This window comes from Dactylosporangium fulvum (assembly GCF_025137375.1).
In the GTDB taxonomy this organism is placed as follows: Bacteria; Actinomycetota; Actinomycetes; order Mycobacteriales; family Micromonosporaceae; genus Dactylosporangium; species Dactylosporangium fulvum.
The window spans coordinates 5,066,308-5,084,053 of record NZ_CP073720.1 but is presented as its reverse complement, the minus strand read 5'-3'; the positions used below and the strand labels follow the sequence as shown (position 1 = coordinate 5,084,053).

Annotated in this window: 18 protein-coding genes; 7 read left to right on the top strand and 11 right to left on the bottom strand. The window is 72.4% G+C overall.

What is annotated here, in order from left to right; genetic code table 11:
* The first annotated feature begins 47 nt into the window (after positions 1-47).
* Both Dfulv_RS23890 and Dfulv_RS23885 read left to right on the top strand, forming a co-directional pair.
* A complete protein-coding gene (locus tag Dfulv_RS23890; RefSeq protein ID WP_259866974.1) occupies positions 48-653 on the top strand; it encodes a TetR/AcrR family transcriptional regulator in 606 nt (201 codons plus the stop codon).
* Positions 650-1,069, top strand: a complete 420-nt coding sequence (locus Dfulv_RS23885; protein WP_259866972.1) for a hypothetical protein — start codon at positions 650-652, stop codon at positions 1,067-1,069. The genes Dfulv_RS23890 and Dfulv_RS23885 overlap by 4 nt, the downstream gene beginning before the upstream one ends.
* A gap of 45 nt (positions 1,070-1,114) precedes the next feature.
* On the opposite strand, the gene Dfulv_RS23880 is transcribed toward Dfulv_RS23885, so the two are convergent.
* Entirely contained in the window at positions 1,115-2,443 is a 1,329-nt protein-coding gene (locus Dfulv_RS23880) for a condensation domain-containing protein (protein WP_259866970.1), read from the bottom strand.
* Positions 2,444-2,680: 237 nt separating this feature from the next.
* Positions 2,681-3,262 (bottom strand): alpha/beta hydrolase, encoded by a 582-nt coding sequence (locus tag Dfulv_RS23875; protein ID WP_259866968.1) that lies wholly within the window; start codon positions 3,260-3,262, stop codon positions 2,681-2,683.
* Positions 3,263-3,522: 260 nt separating this feature from the next.
* Between Dfulv_RS23875 and Dfulv_RS23870 the strand changes: the two genes are divergently transcribed.
* Positions 3,523-6,300: an AAA family ATPase gene (locus Dfulv_RS23870; protein WP_259866966.1), complete on the top strand. Its 2,778-nt coding sequence runs from the start codon at positions 3,523-3,525 to the stop codon at positions 6,298-6,300.
* A 23-nt stretch (positions 6,301-6,323) separates the two neighbouring features.
* Here the strand turns inward: Dfulv_RS23870 and Dfulv_RS23865 are convergent, their stop codons facing one another.
* Complete coding sequence (locus tag Dfulv_RS23865; RefSeq protein WP_259866964.1) at positions 6,324-6,599, bottom strand: hypothetical protein; 276 nt, start codon at positions 6,597-6,599, stop codon at positions 6,324-6,326.
* A 603-nt stretch (positions 6,600-7,202) separates the two neighbouring features.
* On the opposite strand from Dfulv_RS23865, the gene Dfulv_RS23860 reads away from it, so the two are divergent.
* On the top strand, positions 7,203-7,406 hold the full coding sequence (locus Dfulv_RS23860) for a DUF397 domain-containing protein (protein WP_259866962.1): 204 nt from the start codon (positions 7,203-7,205) through the stop codon (positions 7,404-7,406).
* Between the two features lie 440 nt (positions 7,407-7,846).
* On the opposite strand, the gene Dfulv_RS23855 is transcribed toward Dfulv_RS23860, so the two are convergent.
* Positions 7,847-8,665 carry an SAM-dependent methyltransferase gene (locus tag Dfulv_RS23855; RefSeq protein ID WP_259866960.1) on the bottom strand — a complete coding sequence of 273 codons (819 nt, stop codon included), beginning with the start codon at positions 8,663-8,665 and terminating at the stop codon, positions 7,847-7,849.
* Positions 8,666-8,753: 88 nt separating this feature from the next.
* A complete protein-coding gene (locus Dfulv_RS23850; protein ID WP_259866958.1) occupies positions 8,754-9,575 on the bottom strand; it encodes a helix-turn-helix domain-containing protein in 822 nt (273 codons plus the stop codon).
* A 202-nt stretch (positions 9,576-9,777) separates the two neighbouring features.
* On the opposite strand from Dfulv_RS23850, the gene Dfulv_RS23845 reads away from it, so the two are divergent.
* From Dfulv_RS23845 to Dfulv_RS23835, 3 genes are all read left to right on the top strand, one after another.
* A complete protein-coding gene (locus tag Dfulv_RS23845; RefSeq protein WP_259866957.1) occupies positions 9,778-10,320 on the top strand; it encodes a hypothetical protein in 543 nt (180 codons plus the stop codon).
* A gap of 70 nt (positions 10,321-10,390) precedes the next feature.
* Positions 10,391-10,657 carry a hypothetical protein gene (locus Dfulv_RS23840; protein ID WP_259866955.1) on the top strand — a complete coding sequence of 89 codons (267 nt, stop codon included), beginning with the start codon at positions 10,391-10,393 and terminating at the stop codon, positions 10,655-10,657.
* 10 nt (positions 10,658-10,667) lie between these two features.
* Complete coding sequence (locus tag Dfulv_RS23835) at positions 10,668-11,606, top strand: GHMP family kinase ATP-binding protein (protein ID WP_259866952.1); 939 nt, start codon at positions 10,668-10,670, stop codon at positions 11,604-11,606.
* A gap of 43 nt (positions 11,607-11,649) precedes the next feature.
* On the opposite strand, the gene Dfulv_RS23830 is transcribed toward Dfulv_RS23835, so the two are convergent.
* The 6 genes from Dfulv_RS23830 to istA all read right to left on the bottom strand — a co-directional run bounded on the left by Dfulv_RS23830 (position 11,650) and on the right by istA (position 17,471).
* A complete protein-coding gene (locus Dfulv_RS23830; protein WP_259866950.1) occupies positions 11,650-12,129 on the bottom strand; it encodes a DUF1697 domain-containing protein in 480 nt (159 codons plus the stop codon).
* A gap of 105 nt (positions 12,130-12,234) precedes the next feature.
* Complete coding sequence (locus Dfulv_RS23825; RefSeq protein ID WP_259866948.1) at positions 12,235-13,197, bottom strand: DUF5996 family protein; 963 nt, start codon at positions 13,195-13,197, stop codon at positions 12,235-12,237.
* Between the two features lie 72 nt (positions 13,198-13,269).
* The gene (locus Dfulv_RS23820) at positions 13,270-13,422 is read right to left on the bottom strand and encodes a hypothetical protein (RefSeq protein WP_259866947.1); all 153 of its coding nucleotides are present in this window, start codon (positions 13,420-13,422) and stop codon (positions 13,270-13,272) included.
* A gap of 272 nt (positions 13,423-13,694) precedes the next feature.
* Positions 13,695-14,963 (bottom strand): amidohydrolase family protein, encoded by a 1,269-nt coding sequence (locus Dfulv_RS23815; protein ID WP_259866945.1) that lies wholly within the window; start codon positions 14,961-14,963, stop codon positions 13,695-13,697.
* 394 nt (positions 14,964-15,357) lie between these two features.
* Positions 15,358-16,122, bottom strand: coding sequence for an IS21-like element helper ATPase IstB (gene istB / locus Dfulv_RS23810; protein WP_259867330.1), 765 nt, complete (start codon positions 16,120-16,122; stop codon positions 15,358-15,360).
* 77 nt (positions 16,123-16,199) lie between these two features.
* A complete protein-coding gene (gene istA / locus Dfulv_RS23805; protein ID WP_259858826.1) occupies positions 16,200-17,471 on the bottom strand; it encodes an IS21 family transposase in 1,272 nt (423 codons plus the stop codon).
* Between the last annotated feature and the right edge of the window lie 275 nt (positions 17,472-17,746).

Here is a 17,746-nt window from a genome sequence, read left to right as displayed (position 1 = left end):
TGACGTATTGTTTCCAGAAACACGACGTCACTGAGGGGCGGATCCGGTTGGTCAGGCTGACCCGGGCCGAGGCGCAGGAGCGCACGCACGAGCGGCTGCTCGCGACGGGGCGTGCCGTGTTCCTGCGGCGCGGGTTCCTGGCGGCGACGGTCGAGGAGATCGCGGCCGAGGCCGGCTACACCCGCGGCGCGGTCTACAAGCACTTCGGCAGCAAGGAAGGGCTGTGGCAGGCGATCGTCGACGCCGTCGCCGGCGTGCGCCTCGCGGCACTGCGCGACGCCTTCGACCGGGCCGGCTCGCGGGCGGAGCTGCTCGCGGCCCTCGACCCCGGCGCGTTCGCCCGCGACGACGAGGCGGCCCGCTGGACGCTCACGTCCGCCGAGTACCTCGCCGCGGTCGCCGCCCAGCCCGCCCACGCGGCCGCCCTGGCGGCGCTGCAACGGCGCCTCGACGGGGAGCTCGCCGCGCTGCTGACGCGGCACTGCCGCCGCCTGGGCATCCGCCCGGCCATGCCGGTCCCGCAACTCGTGGTGGCCCTCGGCGCGTTCGGCGGCGGCCTGGCGCTGCTCGCCGCGACGGACCCGGCCACCGACGCGGCCGGCGTCTCGGCCGGCCTGCTGGACGTACTGCTTCCGGAAGCGAGGACCCGATGACGGACGACGACCGACCGGCTGAGCGCCGGTCCGCGTTCATGGCCTGGCTGCGGCGCCGGTTCCGCGTCCTCGGCGGGGCGGCGAACGCGGTCTCGCACGCCGACATGGGCCCGTATGCGGGCGCGCCGCGCAACCCGGCCCTGCACATCGGCGACGGGCAGGGCTACTCGACGATCCGATACACGACGGAGCACGTGGCGTACACCTCGATCACCACGAACACCGACGGCTGTCCGCGCTGCGGCCGGCCCCTCGCCGAGACGCACGAGATGGCCCGCAGCGGCGACGGCACCGCACCGGAGGCGGTCGGCGCGGTGCGCATCTGCCGCGGCTGCGAGACCGGCGAGTGGCTGGAGCGGTCCCGGATGCCGCGGAGCACCCGGGCCCGCGACTCGGCCCGCCGCAACGTCGTCTAGCGAGATTTCACGATCTCTGCCCCCGCGATCCGCTGACAACGCTCGCTAAACGCCGGTGGGGGCGGACGGGTCCAGCGCCGCCTCGACGGCCACGGCCTCCAGGCCGCGCAGCAGGGCCTCGCCGTCGCCGGGCGAAACGACGTGCGTGTCCATGAAGAGGATGGCCCGCACCGCGTCGCCGGGCACGTCGTCGACGTGGACGATCAGCGGCTCGAACGGCACGTCCTGCTGTGTCGTCCAGCGGAACTCGCCCCGGGACAGCGCCGCACGCAGCCGCGCCGGTTCCGGCACGGCGCCGGTGGGCTCGCCGCGGCGGTCGTTGAAGTAGCAGGGCAGCTCGAGGTCGTCGCCGCGCTCCGCGACGACCCGCGCGATCAGCTCGTCGAGCCGGGCCGGGTCGTAGTACGCGTGCTTGTACGTGGTCAGCGCGCTGCGGCGGGCCCGGTCCAACGCCTCGGCGAAGGACGCGCCGGCGACGTCGAGCATGCACAGGCCGTACTGCGCGAGCATGCACACGACCCGGTCGAGGCCGGGCCGGAAGCGGTTGTTCACCATGGGCCGCACCACGACCGGGTTCACGCCGGTCACCCGGGCCAGGGCGATCGCGAACACGGCCAGCAGCGCCGGTGCCGAACCGACGCCGGTCCGCTCGGTGACGGTCCGCAGCGCGGGAGCCAGCGCGTACGACGTGAACTCCCCGCGCCAGTGCCGTGGCTGCCGCTTGTCGGCCGACTCGGGGAACCGGCGCGGCGGCATGGCCCGCAGGATGCCGTCCCAGTGCCGCAGCGCCAGGCTGTTCTGCCGCTGCCCGGCCGGCGAGGCCTGCCAGCGGGCCTGCTCCAGCGGCTGCAGGTCGGGGATCGGCGTGTCCGGGCGGGTGTCGAGCTCGTCGAGCAGCACCTGGGAGCCGAAGCCGTCGGTGATGAGGTGGCACATGACCACGACGAGGTGGGTGAGCGCGCCACCGTGGCGGACCGCGGCCATCCGCACCGGCCACTCGGTGACGAAATCGTAGTCGGCGTCCTGGTACTGCAGCCGGAGCGCCTCGGCGACCTCCGCCGGGTCGGCGGCGCCGGCGTCGACGATCTCGAGCGTGGTCTCCCCCGTGTCGTGCACGACCTGCTCCGGCCGGCCGGCGGCGTCGAAGCGCAGCCGGGTGCGGGCGGTCGGGAAGCGGCTCATGAGGTAGCGCAGCCGGTCGGCGACGTCGTCGACCGTGGTGCCGGCGGGCAGCGGCCCCCAGGCGCCGTTGGGCAGCCACGACCGCTGGCGCACCATCGCCTGCCAGATGTCCTGCTGACCCCACGAGAGCGGGCCGGTGCCCGAGCCCGCACCGGAGAACGCGACGACAACCCGCTCGGCCACCGAGATCATGCGGCCAGCCTCCTGCTTCCGGACGTCAAGGGATGTACCAGCCAGGCGCGCCGATCGTAGCCGACGATGATCGATCGCCTGGGCGCCACCCGCCGATGGTCCACTGTGGAGGTTCGGTTGCGGGTCACACGTGGCCCCACCTCACGCAGGGCCGGTATGCAGCGATCGCCGGTATGGTGAGCGCGTGGAGTATCGCGCGCTCGGCCGGTCCGGCCGCATGGTCTCCGTAGGGGTTCCTCACGCCGCCAGCGCGGCCCGCAGCACCGCCGCCGCGCCCGGGCTGTTCAGCACGTGGGCCGACAGCTTCGGCCCGCCCCGCCGGTCGCTGACCAGCATCAGCTCGTCGGCGTGCTCCATGCCGGACGGATCGGCGCTGACGGCGATCCTCGTGCCGTCGAGGCCGTGCTCGGCGCCGTGCCGGGCGGCCCAGCGCACGGCGGCGTAGTCCTCCTCGAGCGCGATGGGCACGCGGGCCGTGGGCGCGAGCGAGTAGTCCACGAGGATCACGGCGGCCCCCACCTCCGCCGCGAGCCGGGAGGCCAGCCGCTGTGTGTCCGAGTCGCGGAAGGGCGCGTCGCCGCCGTGGACGTGGACGATGACGGGCAGGGGGCCGGGCACGCCGGCCGGCCGGTAGAGCCGCAGCCACGTCTCGCCGAGGGGCCCGCCGCGGATCGTGAGGTCGCTGGGGCCGTCCCCGCGGACGTTGCGGTGGCGTGGTGCCGGGCGGCACCGGCCCGGCAGGTCGAGTGCGGTCGGGACGACAGTGTGCGAGGCGCCGCACGGCGCCGGCTCGGCGACGGTTGTCGACATCGTGCTCATCACTGCTCCAGGTTCGCTCGTGGCCGGTGTCTGTACGGCCCGTACACGAAGCAAGCCTGCGATCGGCGCGGTCCACCCGGCATGGGTCATTTGACCGCATTGGCGGTGCGCCGAGGGGTGGCGTCGGTCACCGGATTTCCGACCGCGGGACCCGGGAAACGGTTGGCAACACGGATCCGCGGACTACGCTTGCCGGACACCGGACGAATGCCTAAGCGGCTACCAAACCGGTTGAAAGCCGCAGAACGGAGTACGTCGCTGTGACCAGTACCGTTCCGGGAAGCCTGGTGGGGCGCGCCGGCGAACTGGAACTCCTCGACGAGCTTCTGATCGAGGTTCGCGCCGAGCGGCGAGGCAGCAGCCTGCTGCTGCGCGGCGAGCCCGGGATCGGCAAGACGGCTCTGCTCGACGCGACCGCCACGAAGGCCCGGGACGCCGGGATGCGGGTGCTGCGGGTCTCCGGCGTCGAGTTCGAGTCGGGCATCGGCTACTCGACCCTGCACCAACTGCTCCACCCGCTGCGGGCCCACGCCGACCGCCTCGCGCCCGGCCACCGCGCCGCCCTCCACCGGCTGCTCGGGATGGGCGGGACAGAGACGGACCCGCTCATCGTCGCGACCGCCGTGCTCACCCTGCTCGAGGACGTCGCCGCCGAGCGGCCCGTGCTCATCGTGCTCGACGACGTGCCGTGGGTCGACCACGACAGCGCGGTCGTGCTCGGGTTCGTCGCCCGGCGGCTCGCCGGCGCGCCGATCCTGGTGCTGGCCGCCGGCCGCACCTGCGCGGAGAGCCCGTTCGACCAGGTCCGGCTGCCCGAACGGCAGATCGGCCCGCTCGCCGAGCCGGCTGCGGACGCCCTGCTGGAGCGCCTGCACCCGGACCTGGCCGCGGCGGTCCGCCGGCGCCTGATCACCGAGGCGGCCGGCAACCCGCTCGCCCTGCAGGAACTGGTCGGCACGCTCACCGACCGGGAGCACGCCGGCCAGGACCTGCTGCCCGACCCGCCGCGGCTCAGCCGGCGGCTTCTCGACGTGTACGGTGCCGGCATCGCCGGCCTGCCGCGCCGGACCCGGCACCTGCTGCTGCTCGCCGCGCTGGAGTCCGCAGCGCCGCTGGGCACCGTCCGCGCGGCGGCCGACGGTGGCGTCGACGACCTCGAACCGGCCGAGACGGCCCACCTGGTGCGCGCCGGCACGGTCCACGACCCCCTGACGTTCTGGCACCCGCTGGTCCGCGCCGCGCTTGTCCAGCTGTCGACGCCGGACGAGCGGCGGGCCGCGCACCGGGCACTGGCCGACGCCCTGGCCGGCGACCCGTCCCGGCGGGTGTGGCACCTCGCGGAGGCCGCGGCGGCACCCGACGAGGAGGTGGCCATGGCCCTGCAGCAGACGGCGCGGGCCGCCCAGCGCTGCGGCAGCGCCTCGGCCGCCGTGTCCGCACTGGTCCGCGCCAGCGAGCTGAGCCCGGAGCCGGCGGACCGCTTCCGGCGGCTGGTCGAGGCCGCGTCCCTGGCGAGCGTGACCGGCCCGCTCGGCCGGGCGACCCAGCTGCTCGCCGAGGCACGCCAGGTCCAGGACAGCCCGACCGGGTCGGTCTTCACCGCGGCCGCGGTCGCGCTGGGCCTCATCCACGCCGAGGGGGACATCGACACCGGCCACCGCCTCCTCGCCGAGGCGCTGGACCGGGGCGCCGACAGCACCGAGGCGTCGCGGGAATGGATCGACGACACGCTCAGCGCACTGCTGTTCGTCTGCGAATACGGGGCCCGGCGCGAGCTGTGGGACCTGCTGGACAAGACGATCAACCGGTACGAGCCGGACGGCGTCACCCCGCTGCGGCTGTGCTACGACGCCATCACCGACCCGGCGCGCCCGCCGTATCCGGTGCGGGAGGGCATCATCCGCACGATCGAGGGCCTGTCGTGCGACGCCGGCTCGTGGCACTTCACCCCGCTCGCGTACGCGGCGCTGCGGGTCGACGCCCTGGCGCCGTTCCGGCACGCGATCCGGCGGATGGTCGACCGGGAACGCGACGGCGGCGCGGTCAGCTTCGTCCTCTCCGGCCTGTTCATGCTCGGCGCCGACTCCTCGTACCACGGCCGGTGGGACGAGGCGGAGGGCCTGCTGCGGGAGGGGCTCGACCTGGCGGTGGCACACGGATACCACCTGTTCGAGGGCCAACTGCTGAGCCATCTGGCGTTCCTCGAGGCCGCCCGCGGCAACGTCGCACGCTGTCATGCGCTCACCGACGAGATCACGAGGTGGGCCGCGCCCCGTGGCGTGGGCCTGACGCAGGCGCTCGTCCGGCAGGCCCGCACCGTCGCCGCGCTCGGTCAGGGCGATTTCGAGGAGGCGTACGTGCAGGCGACGCTGATCAACCCGCCCGGGATGCCTTCGCCGGGCATCCCCGCCCGCTGGATGGTCATGGACCTGGTCGAGGCGGCGATGCGGACCGGTCGCGCCGATCAGGCGCGCGACCACGTCGCCGCCGCGAAGCGGGAGGGCATCGGGCGGATCTCGCCGCGGACCGCGCTCATCACCGCCGGGGCGGCCGCGCTCGCCGCGTCCGACGAGGAGGCCGACGCGCTGTTCCAGATCGCACTGCGGTCGCCCGAGAGCGAACGGTGGCCGTTCGAGCAGGCGCGGATCCAGCTCGCGTACGGCGAGTGGCTGCGCCGCACCCGCGACACCGGCCGGGCACGGCTGCACCTGCGCGCGGCGCTGGAGACGCTCGACCAGCTGGGCGCGCAGCCGTGGGCGGAGCGGGCGCGCAACGAACTGCGGGCCACCGGTGTGGCCCGGGCACCGCAGCAGCCCGTCGCCCGTGCGCAGCTGACCTTTCAGGAGCGGCAGATCGCGACGCTCGCCGCCACGGGCCTGACCAACAAGCAGATCGGCGAGCGACTCTTCCTGTCGCACCGGACGGTGAGCGCCCACCTGCACCGGGTCTTCCCGAAGCTCGGCATCACGTCACGTGCGGCGCTGACCGACGCGTTGAAGACGGTGACACCGGACGACCGGGTCAACCAGCCCGGCTGAGCCGGACCGCGGAGACGGCGCGCTCAGGCCACTCGCTCGGTGGCCGGGATGCGCCGGCTCAGTGCGAAGTCCAGGGTGCTGTCGAGCAGCGGGTCGGCGTCGTTGCGCGTCGTCAGGTTGACGGCGGTCACCGTGTCCACGCCGGTCCCCCGGCCGTCGTTCGGGCGGTACCGCACGGTGGCGGCGTCGGGCGAGGAGCACAGCACGATGCCGGGGCGCTGGACTCCCGCTTTCGGCACCCAGACCCGGTCTCCCGGGCTGAACGCTTGCGGCGCGCTCAAACGGCTTGGCGCGGACATGTTCACCTCCGTCGAATTCCGGTCGAGCGGCCCTGCCTGACGGGCGCCGACGGGTTGGGCTCAGGCGGCACGCAGCTGGACCGCGTGACACGCGCAGATGTGGGAACGGTGCTCGAGACTCGCCCTCGTGCAGCGATGCTCGTCACCGGCCTGACACGCCCTGGCGTCGGTCCAGCGGTGCCCGCAACTGGCCGTATGCGGCGGGGCGGCGGGCTGTGCGGACACGACATTCCTTCCCGTGCAGATCGACGCGCAGGTCGCGGTTCGAGATCGCCGGCCGCCGTAACCGCCGACGCTTCTCTGCCGATGAGCATGTCAGCGCAGCAAGCCCTGTGCAAGATTTCACGGCGACAAATCGTCACCGGGAGAACATGCACACGAGCGGATTTCCATTACGCTATGTCAGCCGCGGTTTCATGGTGAAAGATGCAACGGCGGCACCGGCAGTGCACAGATAGTGGACCACCAGGCACAAGACGTTCCAGAGTCCATGGCGGTTGGTTGGTGAGCAACTACTCAGAGTAAGTGTGTGACGTAGTTCGCAGCGGTACACCGCCAGCCGCCGACGATCGCTTGACGTCGCGCCACAGCGAGGAGTAACGGATGCAACACACTGAATGGATCATGTCCAGCCGTTCGACGGGGAACGGCGGCAGCTGCGTCGAAGCGCGCCGATACAACGGCCTGATCGAGGTCCGCAACAGCAAGAACCCCGGCGCCGGCAGCGTGCTGTTCACCCCGGAGGAATGGGACTCGTTCCTCTTCGGCGCCAAGCGGGGCGAGTTCGACCAGCTCCTCAACGGCTGAGCCGACCGCGAACGATTCGCATGGAGCGTCGCCGGCCGCGGCAGTGCAGCCGCCAAGCCGGCGACGCAAACCCGCAGCGCCGGGTTCAGACGTCTGCCCGGTCGATCCATTGCACGGTGGCGAACAGATCCGCCCGCGGGGCGACGAACGCCGCCTCGATCAACGCGTTCTCGCGGGCCGCCCCCACGACGGCCGATCCGGTCCCTCGTGGCCGTTCCGGAACGTGCCGCGGTCGGTGACCGACCAGAGCATGAAGGACAGCACCGCCCGATCGTGGTCGGCCAAGCCCGCTCCAGGCCACCGGCCGGTGTCCACAGCGACGCCGTGAGCGGCGGAAGCACCTCCCGCCACGCTCCGAGCACCGTCAACGCGTGCCGCAGCGACATCGCCCCGGTGTGGCCCCGGGACCGCCGCCGGCCCGTCGCCGGGGCGCGTGGAGGTCAGCGGACCCGGGCGACGCCGGCCAGGCCGGCACTGCGGGGCGGGTCCTGCACGAAGTCGGCCGGGTCGTCCGGGGTGGGGCGCCACTCCGGCAGCCAGACCACGCCCGGCTCGACGAGCTCCAGGCCCTCGAAGAACCGCTCCACCTGCGGGCGGGAGCGGAGGTGGAACGGGGTCGCGGTGCTGCGCTGGTAAACGTCCTTCGCGACGGCCAGATGGCCGGAGTCGTCGTCCGGCACGCCGTCGGAGGCGGCGTGCGACACCACGACGTAACTGCCGGGCACCAGGGCCTCCCGCAGCTGCCGGACCGCGGCCTGGGCCGCCTCGTCGTCGGGGACGAAGTGCAGGACCGCGATGAGCAGGAGTCCCACGGGCTCGCCGAAGTCGAGCAGGCGACGCACCTGCGGATGGCCGAGGATCGCCTGCGGGTCGCGCACGTCGGCGCGCACGGCGCCGGCGCGCTCGTCGCCGGCGAGGATCTCGAGGCTCTCGGACACGGCTACCGGGTCGATGTCGACGTAGACCGCCCGCGCGTCGGGGACGACCGACCTGGCCACCTCGTGGACGTTGCCGGCCGTCGGGATGCCCGAGCCGATGTCGAGGAACTGGCGGACGCCCGACTCGGCCAGGTGCCGGACGGCGCGGCGCAGGAAGGCGCGGTTGGTCCGCGCCAGGGCCGGCACCAGCGGGAACAAGCGAGCGACCGCGTCGCCGGCCTCGCGGTCCGCGGGAAAGTTGTGGATGCCGCCGAGGTGATAGTCGTAGATCCGGGCCGCGGTCGCCGGCTTCGGCTCACCGCCGCTTCCCACACCTGCCACCGTTACCACCCTCGGGTCGGGATGTCGGCGTATTCCCATGGATCACGCCCCGTCCGCGTGATCATACCCGGCCCGTACAAAACGATGGTTATCGAAACTCCGCCAGCGGCACCGAAGCCTTCCGGACCAGCTCGAAGATGCGGCGGTACTCGGCGATCTCGTGCGCCTCCTCGAGGTACATCGCGCCGACGTGCGACTCGATGTACACCATGTCCGGGTCGTCCGGGTCGTCGAAGTCGAGGATGCGGAAGGCGCCGGCCATCGCGGCATGCGCACCGGCCGCGAACGGCAACACGCGGATGTCGACCAGACCGCGGCCGGCGATCTGCCGCAGGTGCTCGATCTGCCCGTCGAGCACGGCCTTGCCGCCGACCTGCCGGGTCAGGACACCTTCGCCGATCACGGTCGCCAGCCGCGGGACCGGCGATCGGCTGAACAGCGCCTGCTGCCGCTGCATGCGGAGCTTCACGTGCCGCTGCGCCGCCTCGTTGTCGGCGGGCTGCTCGGCCGCGAACACCGCCACCGCGTATTGCTCGGTCTGCAGCTCACCGGGGACGATCTCGCCGTCGTAGGTGCTGATCTGGTTGGCGCTGGCCTCCAGCCCGACGTAGAGCTTGAACCAGTCCGGGATCACCGGGTTGGCGTCCCACCACTCTTCCTGCGAGGTGCCCAGCGCCAGCTCGGCCAGCGCGTCGGTGATGCTCTGGTCGGCGCCGTAGAGCCAGCACAGGGCCCGCACGTTCGCCGGGGACACCGGGACCTTGCCGGTCTCGATCCGGTGGAGGGTCGGCTCGGAGATGCCCAGCTTCGCCTCGGCGACCTCGCGGCGGCTCTTGCCGCTCGCCAGCCGTAACCGGGTCATCCGCCGCCCGAGTGTCCGGCGGACCACTCGCTGTCCGGTGATCGGCATGGCTGACTCCCGCGCGAACTCACGATGAACGACGACTCCGACACCCTACAGCGTGTGCACCCGCAGTTACACGGTCGGCCGGGCAGACTTCGTACCGGGCGATTTGCCTGACCACACGTTCAGGGAGCCGGCCCGTCGCTACTCAGCCCGCCTGAGTAGCACAGCCGATGGCCGGCGCCGCCGGGCCGGGCAGAATTGGCCCATGAAAACGGGGACAGTACGCGCGGCCACGGTCGCGATGGTGATGCTGGCACTGGTGGGTTGCGCCCGCCCGGGTGCGGCGGTCGGCGACGAGCCCCTGCCCGGCGACCCGGGGGTCAGCGCCACCGCGGCAGCCGGCACGACGGCCGGACCGACGGCCGGTACGGTCGCCACCACCGGGCCGGGTGACGGCCCGCCCAACCATGCGGACAACAACGCCTGGAAGCAGCGCCCGGACCTCACTGCCGAGGACAACCGCCTCAGCGAGGAGGCCGCGGGGCGCATCCGGACCGCATTGGAGGCGCAGCGCCAGGCCGGTGACGTCAGCCCCGAGACGACCGGAGCCACCCTCACCGGCCTCGGCTTCCCGGCCGACCGGGTGCAGGTCAGGGGAATGAGTGACCCGTCGGTGCCCGGCGCCGCGTACGGCGTCCGCGTCGGCACCCGCGGCTGCGTCATCGGCGACGTGCGCCCGGAACAGGTCCGGGCGTCGGTGACCGGCTCGGCCGCCGAGTTCGGCTGCCTGGAGCCGTTCAGCCACTGACGCACGGGAACGGGCCGTTACCGGTAGGTGATGTCGGACGCGCTGTGGGGCGGTTCCGGCCGTCGGCGCCATGGACAGCGCCGGCATCACCGCGCAGCAGGCCGAGCGTTCCGACGTCGTCGGGGCCGCGTACCGTCACGACGTGTGCTCCACCAACCGATACCTCGTCGCGGTGCAGGAGGATCCCGGGCCGTGGCCGCTGCGCACCCCGGTCGGCACGGTGGTGCGGGTCTTCAACGAGGGCGGGCACTCCTCCGTCCGGACCCGGCCCGACGCGGTCGCGGCCGTCGTGACAGCCGGGCTGCCGGCCGCGGCGCCGCCGGTCGCGGTCGGCTGAGCGGGCCGCCATGACGGTCGTCCGCGGCGCGGGGACGTTCCCGGGGTCGTGCACGGCGCGGCCCCGCCCGGGCGGCCACCAAGGCGCCACCGGTGTCAGCACGGCGTTCGGCACGTTCGGCGAACTGCTGCAGGGCGTGCTGCCCGCCCCCGACGGCGACTTCCTCGTCACGCTCCCGGTGGCGCGCTGGACGACGGCGTCGTTCAGCGTCGACCCGGCGGGGCGCGGCGTCGAGGTGCGGCCGGCGCACAAGACGAAGGCGCGGCACCTGGTGGAGACGATGCTCGCCGGGTTCGGAGTGCCGGGCGGCGGCCTGCTCACCATCGACAGCGGGCTGCCCGAAGGCAAGGGCATGGCCAGTTCGTCCGCCGACCTGGTGGCGACCGCCCGGGCCGTGGCCAACGCGCTGCGCCTGGAAGTGACCCCACGGCAGATCGAGGAGTTGCTCGGCCGGATCGAGCCGACCGACGGGGTGCTCTACCAGGCGGTCGTCGCGTTCGACCACCGCCGGGTGCGGCTGCGCGCGGTCCTGGGTTCGCTGCCGACCATGACGATCGTCGCCGTCGACGAGGGCGGCACGGTCGACACGGTGGCGTTCAACCGGATCGAGAAGCCGTTCACCGCCGCGGACCGGCGCGAGTACGCCCGCCTGCTCGACCGGATCACCGCCGCGGTGGCGGCGCGGGACCTGGCCGAGGTCGGGGCGGTGGCGACGCGCAGCGCGGAGATGAACCAGATGCTGCGGCCGAAGCGGACGCTGGACGCGGTCCGGGCCGTCGCGCGCGACGTCGGGGCGCTCGGGGTGGCGGCCGCGCACAGCGGCACGATGCTGGGCGTGCTGCTGGCGACCGACGACCCGGACCACGCCGAGAGGGTCGCCGCGACGGTCGCCGCCTGTTCCGCGCTGGGCGGGCAGGTGTCGCTGCACCGGACCCTGTGTTTCGACTGAACGTGGTCCGGTTCAGCCCGACGATGCCGAGGATCCCGGTGTGTCAGGTGGTCAGGTCGACCAGTGCCTTCAGGGTGCGCCAGTTGCGCGCGGTGCCGTCGACCCCGAGCCGCTTGAGTGCCGGGGCGTACTGCAGACGGCTGTTGCGCATGCCGTTGCCGTACCGCATGACGAGCTCACGGCCGCGCCAGGCGACCTCGTCCGGCGACCAGTCGTCTGCGACGAAGGCCGCCGCCCGGGCCCGTGCCGGCTTGTCCGTGAGGTGAAGGACGTGCACGGCACTCGGGTCCTGCTCGGCGGCCTCCGGGAACGGGCACCAGTCCAGCACGGCACGCAGCTCATCCGGGCTGCGCATGACGACCGGCACGTCGAGGCCGAAGCCCTCGCGCACGACGTCGGCGACCCGCTTGGCGACCTCGTCGGCCGCGGCATCGCCCGACTCGACCACGACGTTGCCGCTCTGCAGGTGGGTCCGCACGTCGGCGAAGCCCGCCTCGCCGAGCGCGACCCTCAGCTGCGGCATGCCGACCCTGTTCCGGGCGCCCAAGTTGACGCCCCGCAGGAGTGCGACCCAGACCGCCGTATGGTCAGAGTACCGAACCATCGACGGTCGTGCCCGGTATCCGGGTCATCGACCACCGGCGTGCGCGAGGGCCCGGCGGCGGGTCGGCGGCATCGGCGGGGTCCACTCCAGGAGCTCGCGCGGCCAGTCCTGCAGGCGCGCCCCGGCCTCGTACGCACTCTGCGCGAAGTCGAGGATCGCCCGCGCCGGCTCGGGCGTCTTGCGGACGTCCTCGTAGGCGAGGACGAACTCGCCGAGATCGGGATGGAACCGCGCCGCGGCCGGCTCGACCGGGTAGTCGCGGATGCCGCGCGGCTCGGGATAGGTGTACGCGAAGAAGACCGGCTCGTCGACCCGCGCGCCGTTGGCCGCGGTCCCGCCGGGCCAGAAGCCGACCGCGCTCTGCTCGGCGGTGAAGCTGAACCTGGTGATGACGTCGGCGTTCGGCGGAGGGTCGGTGGGCCGGCCCGAGTAGCGGGTCGCGGCCAGGTCGAACGATCCCCAGTAGAACTGCACCGGGCTGGCCTTGCCGGTGAAGCCTGCCCGGAACTCCTCGAACACCGGCTCGACCTGGCGCAGCACGTGCCAGTACCGCTCGACCTGACCGGCGTCGTAGGTCGTGTGCCGGTCGTCCCGGTCGAACGGGATCGGGTCGGCGACCTCCACCGGTTTCGGCCAGATCGGCGCGTCGATGCCGAGGTCGGCGAACGCGGCCATCGTGCCAGCGTAGAACTCGCGGACCGGCCCGCCGAGCGGGACGGTGCGCCGCTCGTCCTCGCTGGTGTCGATGCGGGCGACATGCTCGATCAGGTCGAGCTCGACGCTGAAGGTACGGTCGCCGTAGGGAATGGCGCCGGTGGTCAGCCCGTGGGCGGACAGCTCGAGGGCGACCTGCCACCAGTGGTTCGTCATCGGTCGCAGGGCCAGGGCCACCTTCCCGGCGATCTGGGCGTACATGTGCAGGGTGTCGTAGGTCGCTTCCCACTCGCCGAGCGGCAAGGCCGGCCAGCTGGGCTTCTGATTGGTCATGTCCGGCTCCCTGGGTGCGGGCTCGGGTTTGCGTGCCGGAATGTGCTGCCCGCCGCAGCCCCGTTCATGCGGTCAGCGGTGGCGGCGGATCCGGCGGAGCACCACGAACGAGAGGGCCAGGACCGCGGCGGCGGCCACCGCGTACCACTCGTAGCGGTGCAGGGCCGACTCCAGCACGGAGATGTGGTCGCCCGCCAGGTAGCCGATCGCGGTCCACACTGCCACCCACGCGGCTCGCCGACGACCACGCCGTTGAGCTGGCGCAGGCCTTCCACGAACCGCGCCACCGCCACGACCTTCGGGCCGTGCCGGGCCATGAACGACTCGGCCCGGCGCCGGCGCGACTCGGTGAGCGCGACGTACCGCCCGTAGCGCTGGACCAGCCGGAGGCCGCCGGACCGGCCGATCAGGTAGCCGAGGCTGTCGCCGGCGACCGCGGCCACGGCGTAGCCGTACAGCACAACCGAAATCCAACCAGCATCAGCTGAGAATCGGGCTCAGGCTGCCAGGATCCGTCGGGCTGCCTCCTCGGCCTCGACACGGGCCTTCGCGAGGTCGGCGACCAGGTGGCCGTCGCGCTTGACGATCCGGCCGTCGACGAACACGGTCCGTACGTCCACCGCCGCACCGGCCGCGACGAGCGCTCCGGCGACGGGTGCGCCGCCGGCGAGGTGTTCCAGTCCGGCGACGAGGATGACGTCGGCGCGCTTGCCCGGGCCGAGCGAGCCGACCCGGCCGGCCAGGCCGAGCGCCCGCGCGCCGTCGACGGTCGCCGCACGCAGCAGGTCCGCGGCGGCCGGCACTACGGTGGCCGGGTCCGCGCCGGCGTCAAGGCTGCGCCGGTTGGCGTGCATCCGCTCGACGACCAGCGCGGCCCGCATCTGCTCGAACAGGTCGGGCCGGGCGCCGACGGGCACGTCGACACCGAGCGACGGGGTGCCACCGGCCGCGGCGAACCGGCCGTACGCGGGTGTGCCGTGGCCCATCATGCATTCGACGACCGGCGTGACACTGACCCCGGCGCCACTGCCGACGACCATCCGGACCTCGTCGTCGCCGAGCGTGTTGCAGTGCGCGAGCAGCAGGTCGGGACCGAGCAGGCCGGCCTCGCCGAGCCGGGTCACGGCCCGGACCCGGGGCCCGTGCGTGCCGACGCCGACGTGCATGGAGGCGACCATGCCCAGCTCACGCGCCAGAGCGAGGTGCCGGCTCGCGAGGTCGAACGGCAGGAACTCCGCGCCCGTGGTCGCGATCGCGGTGGTGACCAGGCCCCGGGTCCCGGCGAGCCGCCGCACGCCGGCCTCGTCGTCGGGGTCGCCGTGCCCGAAGAGCGCCCGGATGCCGGCCTGCCCGAGTGCGTCGAGTGAGGCGTCGGCGTGCTCGGGCGACTGGGTAGCGTTGCACCAGTCGAAGACGGTGGTGACGCCGGCGTCGAGGGCCTCGAGGGCACCGAGGTAGGTGGCGAGCCACATGTCCCGGGGGCTGTACCGCGTGGCGATCCGCCCGAGCACCTCGGCAAGATACCGGCCGAGACTCATGTCGGCGCCGATACCCCGCAGGGGCGCCTGCCAGACGTGCCGGTGCGTGTCGGCGAAGCCCGGCGCGACGACCAGCCCCCGCGCGTCGACGACCTCCGCACCGGCGTCGTCCAGCCCCTCCCCCACGGCCACGATCCGCCCGTCGTCGACGAGCACGTCAGCCCCGGGCAGCTCCCCAACCCCAGGCTCCATGGTGACGACATGCCCACCCTGTACCAGATACCGCATGAAGATCTCCTCCGTGAAAGCTTTTCTAAAAGCTATACGGAAAGCCTTCTGCGGGCAACCCTGTTTACGGACGGCCCCCACCACGGGGGACGCGATGAACCCAGACCTGCGAACCTCGCCGGCCCGCACGGCGGCGCACACGCCGCAACCACCCCAGACCGGGCCGAACCTCCAGCCAGTCCAGTCCACCAGCGGCGCCGACCATCAACCGAGCGAGCCCCGAACCAGCCCACCACCAGCCGAGCCCACCACCAGCCGAGCCCTGAAGCGCCGAGCAACCACCAGCCCAGCCAGCCAGCAGCCAGGCCCACCCAGCCCGGGCGCACCCGCTGTCGCCGATTTTTGAAATTTGACCCCTTTTGGGTTCCGGAATTTTGACCCCTCCGGTGGTTGGTCAGTTGTGGTTGGTGCGGTTGTCTTTGTTGAGGAGTTCGCGGCGTTGGCGGGTGCGGTAGGAGTCGCCGGTGAGGGTGAGGACCTCGGCGTGGTGGACGAGTCGGTCGATCATGGCTGCGGCGACGACGTCGTCGGAGAAGGTCTCGCCCCAGCGTCCGAACGGCAGGTTCGAGGTGACCATGACGGAGCCTTGCTCGTAGCGGGATGCGATGAGTTGGAAGAACAGGTTCGCGGCGTCCTGGTCGAACGGGATGTAGCCGACTTCATCGATGATGATCAGTTTGTAGCGGCGGATCTTCTTCAGTTCGGCTTCGAGACGTCCGGCGTGGTGGGCCTCGGCGAGGCGGGTGATCCAGTTGCTGGCGGTGTCGAACAGGACGGAGTGCCCGGCCTGGGTGGCTTTGACGCCGAGGGCGATGGCGAGGTGCGTTTTGCCGAGGCCGGGTGGTCCGAGCAGGATCACGTTCTCGGCTTTCGCGACGTAGGTGCTGGTGGCGAGGTGGGCGAGGACGTCGCGGCGCAGTGAGGGCAGGTGGTCGAGGTTGAAGTCCTCGAGGGTTTTCACGGTTGGGAAGTGCGCGGTGCGGATGCGCATGACGGTGCCTTTGGACTCGCGGTCGGCGACCTGGCGTTGCAGCAGCGCGGCCAGATATTCTTCGTGGGACCAGTTCTCGTCCCGGGCCTGACCGGCGAGTTCTTCCCAGAACGCGCCGATGGTGGGGGTCTTCAGGACCCGGGTGAGGTAGGCGATCATCGACGGCATCCCGTCCTTGATCCCGCCGCCGGGCCCGTTTCTGGGGCCGGTGGGCTGGGCTTGCTGGGATTTCGTCTTGGTGGTGGTCATTCGCTGCTCGCTCTCGTTGCTGTGCTGGTGGTTGGGTTGAAGTCGACGCCGAACAGGGCGTCGTAGTCGTGCAGGGCCCGCAGGGTGACCGGATGCCCGTCGCCGTGGTGGCGGGTGGCCGCGAGGCGTCGTTGGCGGTCTTCGGCGAGGGCGTGGCGCATCAGCTTCGCGGTCGCGGCGTGGCCCGGGTCGGTGATCACGCCGTGTTTGGCCCAGGACCGGTCGTGCCGGGCCACGACGGTGCCGTCGCAGGACACCGTCACCAGATGCGCCGTGGCGGTGACCTCGACGAACCGGCCGATGAAACGCGGGTCGACGGAGTAGTCGACGGTGTCGACCCGCACGTAGTAGTCCCGGCCCAGCCGGATCCGTTGCTGCAAACCGACTTGCGGCCCGACCGGTGGCAGCGGCAGCATCGCCGGGCGGTCCGTTTCGAGGAGGTCCACGGGCCGGCCATGGATCGAGCGGACCGTGCGGGTGTTCGCCGTGCTCCCCAGCCAGTCACCGAGCTGGGTGTTGAAGTCGGTGGGTGAGGTGAACCGCCTGCCGGGCAGGAACGACGTCTCCAGATAGCCGTTGGCGCGTTCCACCATGCCCTTGTATTCCGGGTCGCGGGGCGGGGCCAACTGGATGCGGGTGGCGAGGGTCCCGGCGAACGCCGCCGCCGGGGCGCTGACCCTGCCGGTCCCGCCGATCGCGGACTCCCGATCCCAGACCAGGGTCCGGGTGACGCGCCCGATCCCGCAGATCAGCAGCCACATCCCGGACAGGATGTCCCCGGCCTGCCGGGTCGGGATCATCGTCGCGGTCATGAACCGGGAGAACCCGAGCGTCATCACCAGCACCGGCAACACCCGGTCCTGACCCGCAGCGACCGGGATCCGCGGCTGCGGGAACCACAGATCGCACTGCGTGATCTGCCCCGGCTCATAGACGACCCGGTCGACCGGGTCGATCCCCACGTACTCCGGCCGGATCTGCGCCAGCCGCTTCTTCAACGGCGACAACGAATACGGCCAGCCGATCCGCTGCGCGATCACCGGAACCGGCATCCGCGGCCACTCACCCAGCAACACCCGGATCCGCGGCTCGAACGCATCCACCACCGACCCACGCGCCGGCCGCTCATACCGCGGCGGCCGATCCGACGCCAACGCCGCCCGCACCGTGTTCCGAGCCACCCCCAACCGCCGGACGATCTCCTTGATCGGCACCCCCTCCGCCCGGTGCAAACGACGGATCTCTGCCCAGTCCTCCACGCTCAACACCCTCCAAGATCATCAGAACGGAGGGGTCAAAATTCAAAGATCCACCGGGGGTCAGTCTTCCGGAAGCTGCGACACCCGCCCGCCAGCCCGGACACACCACCAGCCCAGGCACCACCAGCCCAGCCCACCACCAGCCGAGCCCTGAAGCGCCGAGCACCCGCCAGCCGAGGCCACCACCAGCCAGCCACCCGTCAGGCCCACCTCAGCCCGGACACACCACCAACCCGGGCGCACCACCAACCCGGGCGCACTCGCCTGCCAGCCCGCCACATGCC